Origin of the sequence: Parabacteroides faecis (assembly GCF_014647375.1) — a bacterium.
In the GTDB taxonomy this organism is placed as follows: Bacteria; Bacteroidota; Bacteroidia; order Bacteroidales; family Tannerellaceae; genus Parabacteroides; species Parabacteroides faecis.
Genome location: NZ_BMPB01000024.1, coordinates 18,930 through 37,863 on the forward strand (window position 1 = coordinate 18,930; position 18,934 = coordinate 37,863).

An 18,934-nucleotide genomic window follows, 5' to 3' on the forward strand; every position below is an offset into this window, starting at 1 on the left:
AGGATACTGTGGTTAGAATTTAATATCGAGCCCTACGGAAAATGTCCGTTGTACCGGATATTTGTTATAGTCTAGTGTCTCCGGATCATATATCGGAGGGAGAGAGGTGATACAGAACAAATTCTGACCGCTGAAATATATTCTGGCTCTACTGATATAGGCTTTTTGTGTAAGCGCTTTGGGGATAGTATATCCCAGGGTCAGGTTTTTCAACCGTAAATATCCCGCGTTTACTTTATATCCGGTTTGAGTTTGCTGATTATAGCTGTTTCCCATACTTGGACGTGGTAAATAGGCACCGGGGTTTTCTGCAGTCCAGCTGTTTTCAACCGCCCAGTCTGTCGGTATTTGATAATTTTTGACCGACCCCCAGAAACCGTTACCGCCCGGGAAGAAGTCTTTGCGCCCTATTCCCTGGAAGAATAAATCCAGGTCGAAACCTTTATAGTCACCACCTAAAGTGATGCCATAATTAAAACGCGGTTCAGTGTTTCCGATAACAGACAAGTCTCCGTGATCTGATAGGGTTTTCTTGCCGTATGTAATTTGATTATCTCCATCCAGGTCTTTGAATTTTACATCGCCCGGCATCCATTGCCCACCATATATCTTAGACTGATCTATCCAGCCTGCCACATCTTCGGGTGATTCGAATAAACCAACAGTGGTATATCCCCATTTATCCCCGATCTTTTTTCCTTTGTACCAGGAATCTATATTGCCGGTCGGATTATAATATTTTGTGATTTCTGCCTGATAATCGGAGAGTACGAATCCAACCCGATAACTAAATCCGGAAGAGGTGCGGTCCTGCCAGTTTAAAGACAACTCCCAGCCCAGTGTTTTCATATCAGCGCTATTTACTTTGGGAGCGGATGTCCCTAAAGTAGCAGGGTAAGGTTGAGAGGGGGCTAACATGTCCAGTGTCATTCGGTTGTACCAGTCGAATGAACCGTTTAATCTGCTGTTCAAGAGAGAAAAATCGAACCCTATATCAAATTGATTGATAGTCTCCCATGTGTAGCTGTTACTAACTAGCCCTGGTACGGAAACTTTTGAAATTTTGGCTCCATTCATTAAATAGCCAAAGTTTGTATTAACCCCCATTCCCGGATAATACGAGAAGTTTCCGACACCGGATTGATTACCCAGTGAGCCGTACGATAGACGGATTTTCAGGTCGTCGAGAATGCTATGCGTTGATTCCATAAATTTCTCGCCGGATATTCTCCAGGCTGCAGAGACAGAAGGGAAGAAGGCATAACGGTGTCCGGAGGGAAACTTGGATGTCCCGTCGTATCGACCATTGAATGACAAATAATATTTATTATCGTAATTATAGTTGATTCGCGTGAATGCACCCTCTATTCCCCAACCTGTAGAGGCGTCATTTCGCGTGTAGGTCTCTCCGGAAGCCAAGCCGATATAAGGAACATCATTACTGATCAGTTTTTGTCTTTCTACTCCGAAGCCGCGGTTGGACTTTGTTTCGTTATTGTATCCGACCATAATGCTGAAATTATTTTTGGCTATGCTTTTGTCATATTGGGCATAGATATTGAATGCACCATAGTAATCGTTTTTCTGCGTGTTTTTTACACTGTTAGGAGTTGTCCATGGATACAATGCTTCCGTTCCCGGCAACCTTCGGTATTCATAGAATTCACGAACGAAGATGTCTTCGTCTTTGCTATAGTAATTGAAGGTATAATCTGCATTGATCGTCAATCCTTCGAAAGGTGTGATCTTAACGGCGCCGGTTAACCAGGCATCATTGATCTTTGTACGTCCGTGACCTCCTTGTTCTTGTATTGCTGCCGGATTTGTATCAGCCCCTTGTCCAGAGAAGTTTCCATCCGGATGTTTGATCGGCATGAATGGAGAGAGGTAATTCATGAATAGGTTACTCCATCCGCCCCAGATGCCGGGAGTCGGTAGATCCTGATCAGAATAGTTATACATTACTTTACCTGTAAGTTCCAGCCATTTAGTGATTTGTGAGCTGACTTTTACATTCGTATTCCACCGTTGATATGTGTCATTATAATATTTCATTAACCCACCGTTATTGTTGTAACTTTGCGATACATAATATTTTGTATTGTTCGTACCTCCCTGCATGGAAATATTGTAACGCTGATCGAAAGCCAGTGAATGAATGGTCTCTCCATACCAGTCGGTATTTCCACAGTAGGACCAGGCGGTAGGATCATTTAAGTGCTTGGGATCATTAGCTGCCGGGTCATAAAAGACTGCCGGGTTATTTTGAGGATCATTGTAGTAAGCTTTCACATAAGACATGTAAGTGTCGTTGTAAACCGGCTGTTGTCCTGCGTTCGCTGCTACCTGATTGATGTAGTTCGCCCAGTTCAGTGAGTTGGGTGTTCTTGCTACGGAAGTTGGCTGATGCACTCCCCAGTTTGCAGAGACGGAAATTGTTGCTTTATCGTTTTGATTTCCGTTTTTAGTGGTGATAAGGATTACGCCATATCCTCCGCGTGCTCCGTAAATAGCAGCCGAAGCAGCATCTTTCAATACGGATACGCTTTCCACATCCAGGGGACTGATCAGGTTGGGATCCATTTGTACACCATCGATGAGAATAAGAGGTCCTCTTCCATCTTCAATGGAAGTGCTTCCGCGAACATTGTAGCTGGATCCTTCTCCTGGCAGACCGGAGCCGGTCTTTACATTCAGGTTAGGGATAATACCTTGTAAACCTTGGCCCAGATTGGAGATAGGACGGCTGTTCAAAACATCTCCGCTTACCTGTGAGATCGCTCCGGTCAGGTTGGCTTTTTTCTGGGTACCATATCCGACTACTACTATTTCATTCAGATTCTGCGTATCTTCTGTCATCTTGATTTGATAAACAGATTGATTGTTAATGGTGATCTCTTTGCTGGTGTATCCGATATAAGATACCAGTAAAGTCATTCCCGGAGCAGCTTCTATACTAAAATTACCATCGATATCGGTAATTGTTCCGGTAGTCGTCCCTTTGATGGAAATATTGGCTCCGATGATCGGATCACCGTTTTGATCTTTGATTTGTCCAGTTCTGATTTTACTCTCTCCTGTCTTTTTCTGTGCAGGGGTGATCATAACTCTGTTTGAAGATATCGAGTATTGCAAATTTTTGGCGGGGAGAATCTTTTCCAATACTGTATCGATACTTCCGTCAGTTATTTTAATATTGACATTCGCGCGATTGTCAATATCGGCTTCACGATAAGAGAAGCGGTAAGGGGTTTGTTTCTCTATTTGTGAGAATACTGTTTTTAATGTTGCATTTTGTACTGATAAGGAGATTTGCTTGTTTTGCGCAAATGTCGGAACAGAAATAGCGAAAATAAATAATAACGCTATTATAAGTCGGTAATAATTAAAAGTATTACCTTTGTTCTTGAGGTTGTTTTCAAAATTTGATTTGTGAATCATAGATTTAATAAAATTTGTTGATACTTTACTTTTGGGTATTTGTGACTAAGTCACAAGTATTGACAATTAATAGGTCGGGGAAGGTGAGAGTTCTCCGGCCTTTGTTTTGTCACTACATTTCTGATAAATTTTAGTGTTTTTCAGGTTTTCTTCATAAGCATTCTTTTTTGTTAGACATATTCTTTCTTATTTAATAGAGATAGTATCTCCTTTTATTTTATAGGTGAATTGAAAATGTGCATGTAATACTTTCATGACTTCTGTCAGATCCTCTTTCTCGAATACACCGGTATAAAATTCGGAGAAGAGTTGTTCGTTTTCAATGTTGATAATCACTCCATATTTTCGTTCTATTTTGGCCAATACTACTGTTAATGGCTCGGTACGGAATGCCAGTTCAGTGGCACGCCAGGCTGTTTCGAATGTAGTATTGGTTTGTTCCACATTCAGTCTGCCTGTATTTTTATTGTAAATCGCTTTGTTGTTTGGTTCAAGAATAGTGGTCTGCCTGGGGGAAGTATTGGTATATAGGAATACTTTGCCTTCCACCAGTGTGACTTCAACTATGTCTTTTGATTCGTAAGCGAAGAAATTGAAAGATGTACCCAGTACCTCGACATCCATATATTGAGTGTTGACAATGAATTTTTTATCAGGATTTTTGGTTACCTGGAAGAAGCCTTCGCCATTGAATTTTACTTCTCTGTTTTGTATTCCGAAGTCTTGCCGGTAACTTAAAGTAGATTCGGAATTAAGTTGTACGGTCGTTCCATCCGGCAAAGTGATATTTGCCCGTTGGCCTTTATCGACCTGAGTTATAATTTCTCGTTCTCCTAATGTCTGCATTTGTTTATCATCTATCATTAAGAATACAGATAATCCGGTTGTAACTATAAGTAATATGGATACGGCGATTCTTGTCCATATATTAATGATATATTTTTTACGTGTTGCATGTATGCTCTTATGGATTTTATTCGAGATATCTCGAATCTCCGGAAAATTCATTTCCGGAGATAGCTGGTATTTATCCCATTGTTTTCTAAAAGCTTCTTTAAGTTCATTATTCTTGCAAAGATTAGATAACTCTTGTAAGTCTTCAGCCTCTTCTCTGGATATTGTCCCTTTCAGATACTTGTTTAGTAATATATCTATTTTGTTCTTGTTCATTGTACAATATTTATAAGTAATACGTGTGAGTATAGGTTTTGTAATATAACCTGTTTTATGTTTTATAACATAGACGTGTGAGCTGTCTGTTAATTGGAAAAGAAAAGTAGAAAGAGGATCAGAGAATCATTCAATGCTTTTTTTAATGTTTTCAAAGAAACCGACAACTGATTTCTTACCACCTGTTCGCTGATTCCTAATTGCTCGGCTACCTGGGTAGATGTCATCCCATGTTCTTTTATTAGTTCAAAGATTTCTTTTTGGCGTGGTGGCAGTTGTTGCTTGGCCTTTTCCAGGCGGGAGATAAATTCGTCAAGGTCTATCTTATGCTGTGTGGAGTCGTCAATAAGGTTCGAATTATTGGTAAATTCGATATAGTCAATTAACTCCGGTCTGTTTATTTGTTTCCTGTATTCACTGATCACTAAATTATGGGCTATCGTAAAAATGAATGATTTAAATGATAACTCCGGGTTGATCATTGTACGGTTTTCCCAAATACGGATAAATGTTTCTTGTGTGATGTCTGCGGTTTGGGCATGAGATTTGAGTGCCTCAAAAATGAATCCATATAGGTGAGGCAGATAGCTATTATAAAGCCGTGTGAAGGCTTTATAGGAATTATGCTTTAACTCTTCTACTAATTTTCTTTCTTCTGTGCTGCTAATCATCCCTTTCCCCTTGTAGTTTTTTCAGGTATTCTTTTAAATATTTATGACTGGTACGCAACAAAAGTAGCATTTCTAATGAGAATAGCGAATAAATTTGAATTAATAGTTTTTTAGGAGCAATAAACCGGGCTTGCCAAAAACTAAATGGGCAAACCCGGGCCTTCTTTTAAGATAATGCTGCAATAGCGGTACCTATTAGATTGGCATTGTTCATTTTATTAACGTGAACTTTTACATCACCTATACCAAGTTCGTTCAGTAGAATATCCAATTCTTCCATTACGAGCACATTATAATTCTTATCATTTCTGTTGAGGCTCCAGAACATACTGCCTTCAGCCACCAGGCAAACCTTTTTGATATCCTTGTTATATGAAACCAGTAAAGAGATCAGACCGGCCAGAGAGGAAGCTACCAGTTGCGCAGAACGGTTATAGATCCAATGGGCGACCTGTACATATTTCTCTTTGTGGATATCCGGGTAATTCATGATGGTAGTCAGTTTCTGGGCATCGAATTTTTCTTCGAACTCATCGAGCGGAAAAGTCGATTTCAGTATTTCTCCCAGATACATGCCGGAAACAGCCTTTTCGAATCGTTGCATACCACGGCTGTCAGAGCAGGCATCGACCATTTCGTCGACCGTCGTCAGGAAAGGCGGATGGAAATTACCTGATTCCAGATTGACAGGGATCAATCCGTCTGCCTGTATGGAAGCAGGAAGTTTGGTGATCTTATCTGCAGGAATGAAAGTTGCCATGTTGGTTCCGGTTCCGACTATCAGTCCGATATAAGCATCATAGTTACTATCCGTAAGCCCGGCAAACAAACTGGCAACCGTATCGTTCAATACTTTTATGCTTGTGAATTTAGGTTCGTTCCGTTCATTGAGGTATTCGAGCAATGGTTTCCCTACCGGCTGTCCCAGCATTTCTTTGATGTGAACCCCTTTCGTCCAATGCAATAATTTGGCATCGCCGTCCGGAAGTGATTCAGCCGCATATGAAAAACAGTAACCTATTGGCATTTCTACGTCCCGTTTGATCTCTCCGATCGGATCAGCTAACTCTTTAAATAATTCCTCTCGGGTGAAACCTGGAGTTTTCATGACCGATAAATCCTTTTTCCATCCGTTCTCAGGATGAATCGTCGCTTTATCGTTTGCGAAGTTAACGGTAGCGACACGGTAGTTGGTTCCTCCCAGGTCAAGAACCAATGCCTTACCGTTTATATTATTACTTTTTGGGGTAATGAATGTCGGGAGGCATTGTATTTCAGCATTGTCTTTTGCTAACCCCTCTTCTACTTTCTGTCGTAATGAAAGAGCGATCTCTTTCAATTGCTCTTTTTCCAGTTTAAAAATATTCCTCTCCATGATATATTGATTTAACAAGGTACTAATATCCTTCCTTTATTTGTAAATAACAAATGGAAGTAGATATTTAGTTCTAAAGAATGTGTAGGATGTTCAAAAAAACTCTTAATGTCAATTTGTAAGTTGTTGGTGATATTCTATTCGGTTATTAAGAAATATCAAATATAAAATAGCTTTATTCTGATGTTTTGAGTACTCTTTCTTATAAATTGTAAGTTTGCTTTGTGATTTGTGTAAGTTTGATGTAGTTTAAAATAGTTAAATAGCTTATTTTTACTATCAAAATGTCAGAAAATATTTGGTTTGTACCAGAAAAATATGTTCATTTGCACGCAATTTGAAAGTAATCTTATAAGTAATATATTTTATGAAAGCTTCAATTTTAAGAAAAGAAATTTTGTCACTTGTTGTTTTGTTCGTTTGTAGTCTGGCAATGAGTGCTGCGTCTCCCAGAAACTATCTTTATGATACGAAAGAGGAGAACGGAAAGATTGTTTCAAAAGTAGTATTCTTGCAGGAAGAAGGGCTTTTGAATAAACAGGTGAAATACGAATTCACCTATAATGATAACGGCAGAGTCGCTGAAAAGAAAGCGTATCGCTGGAATAAGACAAAAGAAATATGGGATCCTTATTATCTGATTTCTTATCAGTATAATGAAGATGGAAATATAACTTCCGAATACGGAATGTGGGACAAAAAGAAAAAAGATTATAGCCTGAACCAGCAAAAAATGATTGTTCCGGCTACAAGCTACGAAGAGATTTTCTCGTAAGAACCTATTTTAAAAACATTCATAGACACACACACGAAAGTGGCGCGAATAACAAAAGACGTGAGTCCCTGTTATTAGCGCCACTTTTATTTTGTAAAAGATTATCGTTTTATCCGATAATCTTTTCTAATTCTTCCAGATTCTTGGCAACATCTTCGTCTGTCACTTCATAATTGGTCAGGTCGCCTGCCAGATACTGGTCGTAAGCAGCCATATCGATCAAACCGTGACCGGAGAGATTGAACAGGATTGTGCGGGCTTTTCCTTCTTTCTTTGCTTCTTCTGCTTCACGGATAGCAACGGCTATTGCATGCGAAGATTCCGGAGCCGGGATAATGCCTTCGGCCTGTGCAAACATCGTTGCGGCTTTGAATGTATCCAATTGTTTTACGTCGGCAGCATTCATCAGCCCGTCTTTCATCAACTGGCTAACGATCGAACCGGCACCGTGATAACGCAACCCCCCTGCATGGATATTGGCAGGAGCGAAGTTGTGTCCTAATGTAAACATCGGAATCAGCGGAGTGTATCCGGCTTCGTCACCGAAGTCATACTGGAACTGTCCGCGTGTCAGTTTCGGGCAGGAAGCCGGTTCTGCAGCGATCACACGAATATCTTTACCTTCTGTCAGTTTATGACGCAGGAAGGGGAAGGTGATACCTGAGAAGTTCGAACCGCCACCGAAGCAACCGATTACCACATCCGGATATTCTCCGGCCATTTCCATCTGTTTTTCAGCTTCAAGACCGATCACGGTCTGGTGCAGCATCACGTGATTCAATACGCTACCCAATGTATATTTACAGTTAGGTACCTGCATAGCCAGTTCTACGGCTTCCGAGATGGCAGTACCCAGACTTCCCTGGTAGTTCGGATGGTCGGTCAGGATTTTACGTCCGGCTTTTGTACTCATACTCGGTGAAGCGATGACCTGTGCGCCGAAGGTCTGCATGATCGAACGGCGGTATGGTTTCTGGTGATAGCTGACCTTTACCATATAAACAGCCAGTTCCAGGCCGAAAGCCTTGGCTGCATAGGAAAGAGCGGCACCCCATTGTCCGGCACCTGTTTCAGTGGTGATATTGGTAACGCCCTCCTGCTTACAATAGTAAGCCTGAGCGATGGCAGAGTTCAGTTTGTGTGAACCGATCGGGCTGACACTTTCGTTCTTAAAGTAAATATGTGCAGGAGTATCCAGCATCTTCTCCAGTCCGTAGGCACGAACCAGCGGAGTGGGACGCCATACCTTGTATAATTCGCGAACTTCTTCCGGTATTTCAATCCAGGCATCGGTCGTGTTCATTTCCTGATGCGAAGCCGCTTTGGAAAACAGAGGATAGAGATCCTCTTCTTTCATCGGTTGCTTGGTCTGCGGATTTAAAATAGGAAGTGGTTTGTTCTTCATATCAGCCACAATATTATACCAGGCTGTGGGTATGTCTTTCTCCTCCAATAAAAACTTTTTAGTACTCATAATTCTTTATGTAGTTTACATTATTAATCGATTTGGCCTTTAAGGCTTACAACTTGGAAGCAAAGTAACAAATAATATTTCATTCTTCAAATTGAATAAACAAAAATATATACCTTTGTGCCTTCAAATTAGACAAATAGATAACAAACAACAACAATGAAAAAGCTAGCTCTGCTACTGGTAAGTGCACTGACTTTGTTTTCCGCAACTGCCCAGAAGAAAAACTTCACTTACAAGTTTTATGGTTTTGTGCGTGGTGACTTGTTTTACAACACGCGTGCGAATATGGCTCCGGTAGACGGAAACTTCTACCTTTTCCCTTTGGATGAAAAACCTGATGCTGACGGGAAAGACCTGAATGCGACTTCAAATGGCAGTTTCTATACGTTTACATCCCGGTTGGGAATCAGTGTGACCGGTCCGAATGTCGGCTCGGCACGTACTTCCGCTTGTCTTGAGACGGATTTCGGTGGCTTTTCGTCGAGTACAACGATGTTACGTATCCGTCAGGCATGGGTTGCACTGGATTGGGATAAAAGCAATGTCTTGATCGGTCACACCTGGCATCCGCTGTTCGGCTCCGTTTTCCCGGATATGTTGAATCTCTCTACGGGAGCACCTTTTCAGCCGTTCAACCGCAGTCCGCAAATCCGCTATCAGTATAAAGCTGGTAAGGTGAAGCTCACAGCCTCTGCCATCTGGCAGCTGCAATATACGTCGAGCGGTCCGAAAGGGATGAGTGAGGATTATATAAAGAACAGTTGCGTGCCGGAATTTTATGTCGGAGCGGACTATACTTCCGATAACGGCTGGTTGGCAGGAGCAGGTGTCCACCTGATTTCCCTGAAACCACGTACGGTATCGGAGATAAATGACAAAGTTTATAAAGTAAATGAGCGGATGACGACATATTCCTATGAAGCTCACTTGAAATATACCGGACGTAATTATACCTTTGCAGCCAAAAGCCTGATGGCTTCCTGTCTGGACCAGACGGCTCTGATCGGTGGTTATGGTATCAGCTCTGTCGACCCGAAGACCGGTGAACAGGAATATACTCCTTTCCGCCATTCGACAACCTGGGCGAATTTCACCTATGGGACGAAATGGAAATCGGGACTTTTCGTGGGATATACCAAAAATCTCGGTACGGACGATGAGTTGACTGCGTCGAAAACCGTCTACGGTATGGGATTGGATATCGACCAGTTATTTACTGTAAATGTGAATTTATCATATAATTTACCTCACTGGCAGATCGGTCTGGAATATTCTCCGGCAACAGCCTGGTATGGTACGATCGACCAGAAGAATGGTAAAGTGGGAAACACCCACGCCGTAACCAACCACCGCATATTGGGATTGGTTATGTATTATTTCTAATTTGAACGCTTTTAAATGAGAACGAAGCTAGGTATGTTTTTATTGGCCGGATTATTGATGGCAACGTCCGGTTATGCACAGAAAAAGAATTTTTCGTACAAATTTTACGGACAGGTACGTGGCGACCTGTTTTACAACTCACGTGCCAATTCGGAAATAGTGGACGGCTTGTTCCATCTGTATCCGAAAGATGTCGATCCGGATGCTGACGGTAATGATTTGAATGCAACGGCCAATGGCAGTTTCTATCTGCTTTATTCCCGTTTGGGAATAGATGTTGCCGGTCCGAGTGTCGGTAAAGCGAAGACGACAGCCAAACTGGAGGTCGATTTTCGTGGTTCCGGGAGTAACTTTGCTATGATCCGTGTACGGCATGCCTATGTGAATCTCGATTGGGGTAAATCGGCTGTCTTGATCGGTCAGACCTGGCATCCGTTGTTCGGGGATATTTTCCCACAAATGCTGAATCTCTCTACGGGAGCACCATTCCAGCCTTTCAGCCGTAATCCGATGTTACGTTACCGGTATACGGATCAGGGCTGGAGCCTGACCGGAGCAGCGATCTGGCAGTTGCAGTATTTATCTACCGGTCCGAACGGAAAAAGCGAAGAATATATAAAGAACGGTTGCGTACCGGAATTTTATTTTGGAGCGGATTACAAAAAAGATAACTGGATGGCTGGGGTAGGAGCCGATATCCTGTCCATCGCACCGCGTGTCAAATCGACAGTGGGAGATAATGTATATAAGGTAAAGGAACGGGTTACTTCCGTCTCTTTTGAAGCCCATGCCCGCTATACGGATGAGAACTGGAAGATTTCGGCAAAGACGTTGCTGGGTTCCAATCTGGCTCACCTTTGTATGTTGGGTGGGTATGGCGTCAGCAGCATCGACAAGCGTACCGGCGAACAGGAATATACGCCTTACCGTCATTCGATGACCTGGCTGAATGTAGTGTACGGAAAGAAATGGCAACCGGGTCTGTTTGTCGGTTATCTGAAAAATTTGGGTGCGGGCAAGGACATTGTCGGACCGACTTATGGTGTCGGCCTGGAAGTCGACCAGGTCTTTACCACTAATTTGCAGATGTCGTATGTCCTGCCTCATTGGAAGTTGGGAGTGGAGTACAGTCCGTCCCTGGCCTGGTATGGCGACAAGGATAAAATGCAGGCCGACGGACGTATCCATAGCACGCATTCAGTAACGAACCACCGTGTGTTAGGTGTATTAATATATTCATTCTGATGAAAACACTTATAATTGGAGCGAACGGTTTTACTGGAAGACGGATCTTACAATCTCTGTCCCGCCAGGAAATCTATGAACTGACCGGCTGTTCCCTGCATGAGGATATTTTGCCTGGAAATAACTACCGGTTCGTTCAGGCAGATATGAATAATCATCCGGCAATTGACCGGTTGATCGCTGAAATCCGTCCGGATGTCGTGATAAACGGTTCCGCCTTATCTGTTCCTGATTATTGTGAGTCGCATCATGAGGAAGCGTACGCAGCAAATGTTTTGGCAGTAGAGAATATAGCCCGTTGCTGTGAAAGAGCGGGCAGCCGTTTTATCCATTTGTCGACCGATTTTGTATTTGATGGTAAGAAAGCGGAATTATATACTGAAACGGATACCCCGGCCCCTGTAAATTACTACGGTATATCTAAATATCAGGGAGAACAGGCTGTTGCGGCTAATTGCAGTAATTATGCAAATGTCCGCGTTGTTGTTGTTTACGGAAAAGCATTACCCGGGCAACATGGCAATATCCTGCAACTGGTAAAGAATCGTCTGCAAGCCGGTCAGGAGATACGTGTCGTTTCCGATCAGTACCGTACACCTACCTGGGTACAGGATATTGCTGACGGAGTTGAGAAACTTATGCACATATCTCAAAATGGAATCTGGCATATTTGCGGAGACGAATGTCTTTCGATAGCCGATATAGCCTATCGTGTAGCTGATTATTTCAAACTGGACCGTTCGTTGATTGTTCCGGTCACTACGGAAGAGATGAACGAAGCTACCCCGCGTCCCCGTTTCAGCGGATTAAGTATCGAAAAGGCAAAACGTATATTGGGATACGCCCCTCATTCCCTGGAGGAAGGAATGGCAGAGATGAAATAGAATCATATATAACAAGCAATATGAGCACAGAAAACAAAAACTCTTTAGAACTGAAGTACGGCTGTAACCCTAACCAGAAGCCGTCGCGCATTTTTATGCAGCAGGGTGAATTGCCTATTGAGGTATTGAACGGCCGTCCCGGATACATCAATTTCATGGATGCCTTTAATAGTTGGCAGTTGGTAAAAGAACTGAAAGAGGCTACCGGACTGCCTGCAGCCGCATCTTTCAAGCATGTCAGTCCGGCCGGTGCAGCCGTAGGGATCGAGATGAGCGATACGTTGAAGAAAATCTATTTTGTAGACGATCTTCCGCTTACTCCTCTGGCAACTGCTTATGCCCGTGCCCGTGGTGCGGATCGTATGTCTTCTTACGGCGACTTTATCGCTTTGAGCGATACCTGCGACGAAGCGACGGCCCGTCTGATCAACCGCGAAGTATCGGATGGCGTCATTGCCCCCGACTATACTCCTGAAGCATTGGAGATTCTGAAAAATAAACGGAAAGGTACTTATAATGTCATCAAGATCGATCCGGCTTATAAACCGGCTCCGGTAGAACATAAGGATGTTTTCGGTATCACTTTCGAACAGGGACGTAACGAGATCAAGCTGGACGAAAGCCTGCTGACCAATATCCCGACCCAAAATAAAGATTTCCCGGAAGAGGCCAAACGTGACCTGATCATAGCCCTTATCACCCTGAAGTATACGCAGAGTAATTCTGTTTGCTATACAAAGGACGGACAGGCTATCGGTATCGGTGCCGGCCAGCAAAGTCGTATCCACTGTACCCGCCTGGCTGGAAACAAGGCTGATATTTGGTATCTGCGCCAGCATCCGAAAGTAATGAACCTGCCCTGGGTTGAAAAGATCCGCCGTGCGGACCGCGATAATACCATCGACGTATATATCAGCGACGACCATGAAGATGTATTGGCAGACGGTATCTGGGAACAGTTCTTTACTGAAAAGCCGGAAGTACTGACTCGCGAAGAAAAACGTGCCTGGTTGGATACTATGAACGGTGTATCTTTAGGTTCGGATGCTTTCTTCCCGTTCGGTGACAATATCGAACGTGCTCATAAGAGTGGCGTGGAATATATCGCACAGGCAGGCGGCTCGGTCCGTGACGACCATGTGATCGATACATGTGATAAATATGGTATAACCATGGCGTTTACAGGCGTACGGTTGTTCCATCATTGATTGTTGCTTTTTCAGGAATAGATAAAGAAACCAGTGGCAGTAAATATATTGCTGTCACTGGTTTCTTCATTTTTATACTATATAGGTTGTAAATGATTCGTATAAAATTACTCCGTGTAATTGTATTTGTATTATATTTGTGTAGGAGATACTTTATGGAAAAAGATGTATTATATATAAAAGAACTTGCCCTGGGAAGTCATGACGCCTTTAAAAGGCTGTTTATGAACTATTTTCCCAAAGTCAAATATTTTATAGAGCATCTTGTTAAATCGGAGATAATAGCAGAGGAATTGGCCCAGGATGTATTTATGAAAATCTGGGAACGCCGGGAGCGGCTTGTCACTTTAGAATCATTTAATTCGTATGTTTACCGGATGGCCAAGAATGCCGCACTGAACCACTTGCGGCATAAATATATAGAAGAGAGTTATCTGGAAGATTATGAGGGGGAAACCGAACAGACTATTGAAGGTGATTTGTATGCCCGTGAAATGGAATTGCTGGAAAAACTAACTGTAGGTCGTATGCCGAAGAAGCGTAAGGCTATCTATGAAATGAGTAGAAGGGAAGGTTTATCGAACGACGAAATAGCAATACGGATGGGTATATCCAAGAAGACAGTAGAGAACCACTTGAATCTGGCATTGAAAGAAATCAGAAAGACCTTGCTTTTGTTTGCTTCTTTTTTCATCTGAAAATCTATTAAATAATTTTTTGGGTGCAGGACCGTTTTCGTGTGTCTTAATTTATAGATAACGGAAATTGTACCATGTCAAGAGTAGATCAGATTATAGAAAATTTCTTCAGGAAAGATCAGCCGGAAGATATCCGGAAACATTTCGTTCGTTGGTTTTTCCATCCTTCTTCATCGAAAGATAAAGAGGAAACCCTGCACGTACTTTGGGATACTCTCCAGGTAAAAGCAGATTCATCGACCGAGCGTTCATATGAAACTGTCGAAAGACGGTTGGGATTCTCCAAACGGAAGGGAATACATAGTTCTTTCCGGAAATGGGGGCAGGTGGCTGCATTTCTGCTTCTTCCCTTATTGGGTGCGTGGGTATCCTGGTTATATCTACAGGATCGTCCTGTAGAGGAACTGGCTCTGGTGGAATGTTTTGTCCCGAAAGGAGAAATCCGGAATATCGTATTACCGGACCATTCGGTTGTCATCATCAATTCCGGGAGTACGCTTTTTTACCCGAGTGAATTTAAAGGTAAGAACCGTGATATCTATCTGAGCGGAGAAGCCAAATTTATGGTTACTCCTGATAAGAAGAAACCTTTTATCGTTAAGACCAACGATCTCTCGGTCGAGGCATTGGGTACTGTATTCAATATATCCTCTTATCCGGACAGGGAGAAGGTGACAGCTTCGCTTGCGGAAGGGAAGATAAAAGTTGATATAAGGTCCAGTCATGAAACATTTATTCTTGACCCTGATGAACAAGTTGTATTTGACAAGAACACAGGGGTAAGCGAACGGAAGCGTGCCCGGATGGATTACGTCCTTGCCTGGGAAAAAGGACAGATGATTTTCCAGAGTGCCTCTTTGTATTCCGTTATAAAAGAGATTGAACGACATTATGGTGTACAGGTTTATCTGAATGCCAGGGATTTGAATGATGAAAAGCTAACGGTTAAATTCCTGCATAATGAGACATTGGAGGAAGTTCTCTATACGTTGAAGCAAATTGTGGCAGGATTCAAATATAAAATAGAGGGAGACAAGGTATACATTTATTAATTATTAAAACAGAGAGAACCATGAAAAAAAGGACCGGAGAGTCTTGTTTGCAGCTCAACTCCCCGGTTTGAAATCAGAACACTTTTTATAGGCTTAATTACAAAAATAGTATTCAACAACAAAATTAATATTATTCATGAAAACGAATAACCTTTTATCTTGTAAATATTTATGCAAAATATTTATATATCTGTTTCTACTTTTCATAACCACTCATATATATGCACAAACGGTGAATATAACCGGACAAGATATCACATTGGCAAAGGTGTTTGAAGAGATTGAGAATCAAACAAAGTTGTCGGTGGCTTACAGCGAATCGACTATTGATAAGCATCATCGGGTATCTGTCGATATCAGGAATAAACCGGTGGATCAGGCTATGGATGTCATACTGAGCGGTACTGGGACTACTTTTTCTATTGAGGGAAAAAAGATCCTTATCAAACCGGTTCCGGTCATTCAGCAAGAGACGAAGAAGGTTGTAACCGGAACTGTTACGGATGAATTTGGAGAACCTGTTATCGGAGCCAATGTCGTGGAAAAAGGTACGAGCAATGGGACCGTTACCGATATCGACGGTAACTTTACTCTGCAGATTTCCGGTAATTCCGTATTGCAGGTCTCTTATATCGGATATATGCCGAGTGAAATTTCAACGAAGAACCGGGAACAGGTGAAAGTAAACCTGAAAGAAGATTCTCAAACGTTGGATGAAGTTGTCGTTGTCGGTTTCGGAACACAGAAGAAAGCAAACCTGACAGGGGCAGTCGGTTCTGTGAATATGGATAAGGTCTTGGGTGATAGGCCCGTTACCGGACTGGGGTCGGCTTTGCAGGGTGCGATACCCGGATTTACGGCCTCTACTTCAGCAGCTCCGGGAGGAGAAAACAAGTGGAATATCCGTGGGTTGGAATCTATTACCGGAGGTGCTCCGCTTATTTTGGTTGATAATGTGGTGTTTAATGATCTCTATTTGCTTAATCCGGCAGATATTGAAAGTGTATCTGTCTTGAAAGATGCCTCTTCCGCAGCCATTTACGGTGCGCGTGCCTCTTTCGGTGTTATTCTGATCACCACCAAAAAGGCAAAGAAGAACGAAACGCTGACGATCAATTATAACAACAATTTTGCTGTCTCTAAAGTCATGAATATACTGGAACCGGCATCTCCAGCCGATTTTATCAGGACATTACAGGAAGGTGGTTACACATCTATCTGGTCGGGGCAAAACCTGGAGACGTATATGGGGTTACTATCTGAATATAACGGGAATCCTTCTGCTTATCCGGCAGGATGGACAGAAGTGAACGGTACGAAGTATTTCCTGCGGGAAAACTCCGTCATGAAAGACATGTTTGAACCAGCTTGGAAACAAACACATAATATTTCGGCCCAGGGAGGAAGCGAAAGAATCAAGTACCGTTTGTCTTTGGGATATACCGATGAAAATGGGATTCTGGTAACTAATAAGGATGCGTTTACGCGAACGAATGTGACCGGTTATGTGAGTGGTGATATAACTTCATGGCTGACTACCTCTTTGGATATCAGTTATAATAATGGAAATAAGACATATCCGTTCATGGATGGTTCAAGTGAGTTGGGGAATTTATGGAAAACAAATCTTCCATCTTATCATCCGACAGGATCATTGCCTTACGGTACGGATGGGGAAGAGTATCTGGTTATGACTCCGGCGAATGTAATCAGGCAAACAGATAAAAAGCGGACAGTAACGGATAACACCCGCATCCTTTCCCGTTCGGTGTTGAAACCGTTCGATGGATTTGAAGCTGTGCTCGAGTATTCATATCAGGCAAGTTTTCAGGATATTGAATCGTATGCGAATTATTTCGAAATGCATCAGGGATTGGCAGAAAGTATCAAACCTTCCACCTCCACAACTCCTTTTACCCAGGAAAGAAAGACAACGAAATATACGACGATAAATGCTTTTGCCACTTATAATAAGACATTTATCAATACCCACAACATTTCCGCTCTTGCCGGGTTTAACCAGGAAAAGTCAGATTACAGATATTTGTATTCACAGGCTTATAACATGATCAGCAATGAATTGCCTTCGCTCAGTGGTTCGGATGGCGTGACGCCTCCGAAGACAAAGGACGATTATACGGAATATGCATTGCGAAGCGGATTCTTCCGGGCAAGTTATAATTACATGCAACGTTATTTTGTGGAAGTGAACGGGCGTTACGACCTTTCTTCTAAATTCCCGAAGGATTACCGGGGAGGATTTTTCCCTTCTGTCTCTGCAGGCTGGAGTATCGTGAATGAGCCTTTTATGGAGAAAGCGTCGTCCTTCTTATCTGCCTTGAAATTAAGAGGTTCTTACGGGACGTTAGGTAACCAGAACATCAGTGCCTACAGTTATTATCCTACAATGAGCGTGTCGAATGCTCCCTGGATATACGGCAATAATGTACCGAAGACACTGGAGGCTCCGGGTATGGTCCGTGCTAATTTTACCTGGGAGAAAGTGGAGTCGGTTAATGGTGGGCTTGATTTCGGTTTCCTGAATAACCGGTTGACCGGATCGTTCGATATCTACCGCCGCAATACGATCGGTATGTTAGGCCCTTCGGAAGAATTTCCTTCTGTGGCAGGTGCAAAAGCCCCTTTGCAGAATGCGGCTGACCTTAAATCGAAAGGATGGGAGTTGTCTTTATCCTGGAGAGACCGGATCGGTAAGGTGGATTACGGTGTAGCTTTCAATCTTTATGATTCCCGTTCTTATATCACTCGTTATAAAAACGATACGGGATTGTTTTATGACCGTAACGAAGCACAGGACGGTAAACGTTACCGGATCGGTATGGAGATAGGAGAAATCTGGGGATATGTGACGGACGGATTCTATACCGCTGATGATTTTATGGATAACGGGGCCTTGAAAGAAGGTGTGGTCCGGATCAACGGAGTCACTTCCCATGTCGGCGATATCAAATATAAGAATTTGCGGGATGACGAGAATAGTGTTAATGTGATCGATACAGGCGACAATACGGCAGATAATCCGGGTGACCGGAAGATTATCGGGAATAGCCAGGCACGTCTCCAGTATGGCCTGAACGGGTATGCGAACTGGAAAGGTTTCGGCCTTTCGTTTATTCTCCAGGGAGTAGGGAAGAGGGATGCCTGGATTGGCGGCGAGATCACTTTCCCGATGTCTAATCAGTACGGTACGGTTTATAAGCATCAGGTAGGCCAGATCTGGACAGAAGATAATCCGAATGCTTTTTACGGGCGTATCTATGAAAATGCCGGTAGTTCACAGGGGGCGAATCAACGTATCAGTGATAAATTCTTATACAATGCAGCTTATCTGCGGGTGAAGAATATTACGTTCAGCTATACCGTGCCGGATAAATATCTGCATGCGATCCGCCTGAAGAACCTGAAAGCTTTTGTGAGTGGCGAGAACCTGTTTACATTCGATCATTTACCGACAGGTATCGATCCGGAGAATTTGAGTTGGAATTATCCATATTCGAGAACGATTTCATTTGGTATCAACTTTAATCTATAAAGAGT

13 protein-coding genes are annotated in these 18,934 nt (G+C 42.7%); 8 read left to right on the plus strand and 5 right to left on the minus strand.

Annotated elements, in window-relative coordinates; genetic code table 11:
- Positions 1 to 12 precede the first annotated feature (12 nt).
- From IEY67_RS24910 to IEY67_RS24925, 4 genes are all read right to left on the minus strand, one after another.
- A complete protein-coding gene (locus IEY67_RS24910; protein WP_183671328.1) occupies positions 13 to 3,441 on the minus strand; it encodes a TonB-dependent receptor in 3,429 nt (1,142 codons plus the stop codon).
- Positions 3,442 to 3,627: 186 nt separating this feature from the next.
- Positions 3,628 to 4,611 (minus strand): FecR family protein, encoded by a 984-nt coding sequence (locus IEY67_RS24915; RefSeq protein ID WP_183671327.1) that lies wholly within the window; start codon positions 4,609 to 4,611, stop codon positions 3,628 to 3,630.
- Between the two features lie 89 nt (positions 4,612 to 4,700).
- On the minus strand, positions 4,701 to 5,282 hold the full coding sequence (locus IEY67_RS24920; protein WP_122375149.1) for an RNA polymerase sigma factor: 582 nt from the start codon (positions 5,280 to 5,282) through the stop codon (positions 4,701 to 4,703).
- Between the two features lie 166 nt (positions 5,283 to 5,448).
- Positions 5,449 to 6,657, minus strand: a complete 1,209-nt coding sequence (locus tag IEY67_RS24925; protein WP_183671326.1) for a hexokinase family protein — start codon at positions 6,655 to 6,657, stop codon at positions 5,449 to 5,451.
- Positions 6,658 to 7,024: 367 nt separating this feature from the next.
- Between IEY67_RS24925 and IEY67_RS24930 the strand changes: the two genes are divergently transcribed.
- A complete protein-coding gene (locus IEY67_RS24930; RefSeq protein WP_183671325.1) occupies positions 7,025 to 7,432 on the plus strand; it encodes a DUF3836 domain-containing protein in 408 nt (135 codons plus the stop codon).
- Positions 7,433 to 7,541: 109 nt separating this feature from the next.
- On the opposite strand, the gene IEY67_RS24935 is transcribed toward IEY67_RS24930, so the two are convergent.
- A complete protein-coding gene (locus IEY67_RS24935) occupies positions 7,542 to 8,906 on the minus strand; it encodes a TrpB-like pyridoxal phosphate-dependent enzyme (protein WP_075559306.1) in 1,365 nt (454 codons plus the stop codon).
- A 156-nt stretch (positions 8,907 to 9,062) separates the two neighbouring features.
- Here IEY67_RS24935 and IEY67_RS24940 point away from each other — a divergent pair, with 156 nt between their 5' ends.
- The 7 genes from IEY67_RS24940 to IEY67_RS24970 all read left to right on the plus strand — a co-directional run bounded on the left by IEY67_RS24940 (position 9,063) and on the right by IEY67_RS24970 (position 18,929).
- Positions 9,063 to 10,289, plus strand: coding sequence for a DcaP family trimeric outer membrane transporter (locus tag IEY67_RS24940; RefSeq protein ID WP_183671324.1), 1,227 nt, complete (start codon positions 9,063 to 9,065; stop codon positions 10,287 to 10,289).
- A gap of 15 nt (positions 10,290 to 10,304) precedes the next feature.
- Positions 10,305 to 11,534, plus strand: coding sequence for a DcaP family trimeric outer membrane transporter (locus IEY67_RS24945; RefSeq protein ID WP_122375147.1), 1,230 nt, complete (start codon positions 10,305 to 10,307; stop codon positions 11,532 to 11,534).
- On the plus strand, positions 11,531 to 12,418 hold the full coding sequence (gene rfbD, locus IEY67_RS24950) for a dTDP-4-dehydrorhamnose reductase (RefSeq protein ID WP_183671348.1): 888 nt from the start codon (positions 11,531 to 11,533) through the stop codon (positions 12,416 to 12,418). The genes IEY67_RS24945 and rfbD overlap by 4 nt, the downstream gene beginning before the upstream one ends.
- Before the next feature lie 20 nt (positions 12,419 to 12,438).
- On the plus strand, positions 12,439 to 13,626 hold the full coding sequence (locus IEY67_RS24955; RefSeq protein ID WP_122351950.1) for a phosphoribosylaminoimidazolecarboxamide formyltransferase: 1,188 nt from the start codon (positions 12,439 to 12,441) through the stop codon (positions 13,624 to 13,626).
- A 155-nt stretch (positions 13,627 to 13,781) separates the two neighbouring features.
- Positions 13,782 to 14,324, plus strand: a complete 543-nt coding sequence (locus IEY67_RS24960; RefSeq protein WP_158583151.1) for an RNA polymerase sigma-70 factor — start codon at positions 13,782 to 13,784, stop codon at positions 14,322 to 14,324.
- 74 nt (positions 14,325 to 14,398) lie between these two features.
- Positions 14,399 to 15,376, plus strand: a complete 978-nt coding sequence (locus IEY67_RS24965) for a FecR family protein (protein ID WP_122351948.1) — start codon at positions 14,399 to 14,401, stop codon at positions 15,374 to 15,376.
- Positions 15,377 to 15,608: 232 nt separating this feature from the next.
- Positions 15,609 to 18,929 carry a TonB-dependent receptor gene (locus tag IEY67_RS24970; protein ID WP_229801202.1) on the plus strand — a complete coding sequence of 1,107 codons (3,321 nt, stop codon included), beginning with the start codon at positions 15,609 to 15,611 and terminating at the stop codon, positions 18,927 to 18,929.
- Positions 18,930 to 18,934 lie beyond the last annotated feature (5 nt).

What these genes read in the sequence shown, in the direction of transcription:
- IEY67_RS24930 (WP_183671325.1), top strand. Translation starts at nt 7,025, where the DNA reads ATGAAAGCTTCAATTTTAAGAAAAGAAATTTTGTCACTTGTTGTTTTG.
- IEY67_RS24925 (WP_183671326.1), bottom strand. Translation starts at nt 6,657, where the DNA reads ATGGAGAGGAATATTTTTAAACTGGAAAAAGAGCAATTGAAAGAGATC.
- IEY67_RS24920 (WP_122375149.1), bottom strand. Translation starts at nt 5,282, where the DNA reads ATGATTAGCAGCACAGAAGAAAGAAAATTAGTAGAAGAGTTAAAGCAT.
- IEY67_RS24915 (WP_183671327.1), bottom strand. Translation starts at nt 4,611, where the DNA reads ATGAACAAGAACAAAATAGATATATTACTAAACAAGTATCTGAAAGGG.
- IEY67_RS24960 (WP_158583151.1), top strand. Translation starts at nt 13,782, where the DNA reads ATGGAAAAAGATGTATTATATATAAAAGAACTTGCCCTGGGAAGTCAT.
- IEY67_RS24955 (WP_122351950.1), top strand. Translation starts at nt 12,439, where the DNA reads ATGAGCACAGAAAACAAAAACTCTTTAGAACTGAAGTACGGCTGTAAC.
- IEY67_RS24940 (WP_183671324.1), top strand. Translation starts at nt 9,063, where the DNA reads ATGAAAAAGCTAGCTCTGCTACTGGTAAGTGCACTGACTTTGTTTTCC.
- IEY67_RS24965 (WP_122351948.1), top strand. Translation starts at nt 14,399, where the DNA reads ATGTCAAGAGTAGATCAGATTATAGAAAATTTCTTCAGGAAAGATCAG.
- IEY67_RS24945 (WP_122375147.1), top strand. Translation starts at nt 10,305, where the DNA reads ATGAGAACGAAGCTAGGTATGTTTTTATTGGCCGGATTATTGATGGCA.
- IEY67_RS24935 (WP_075559306.1), bottom strand. Translation starts at nt 8,906, where the DNA reads ATGAGTACTAAAAAGTTTTTATTGGAGGAGAAAGACATACCCACAGCC.
- IEY67_RS24910 (WP_183671328.1), bottom strand. Translation starts at nt 3,441, where the DNA reads ATGATTCACAAATCAAATTTTGAAAACAACCTCAAGAACAAAGGTAAT.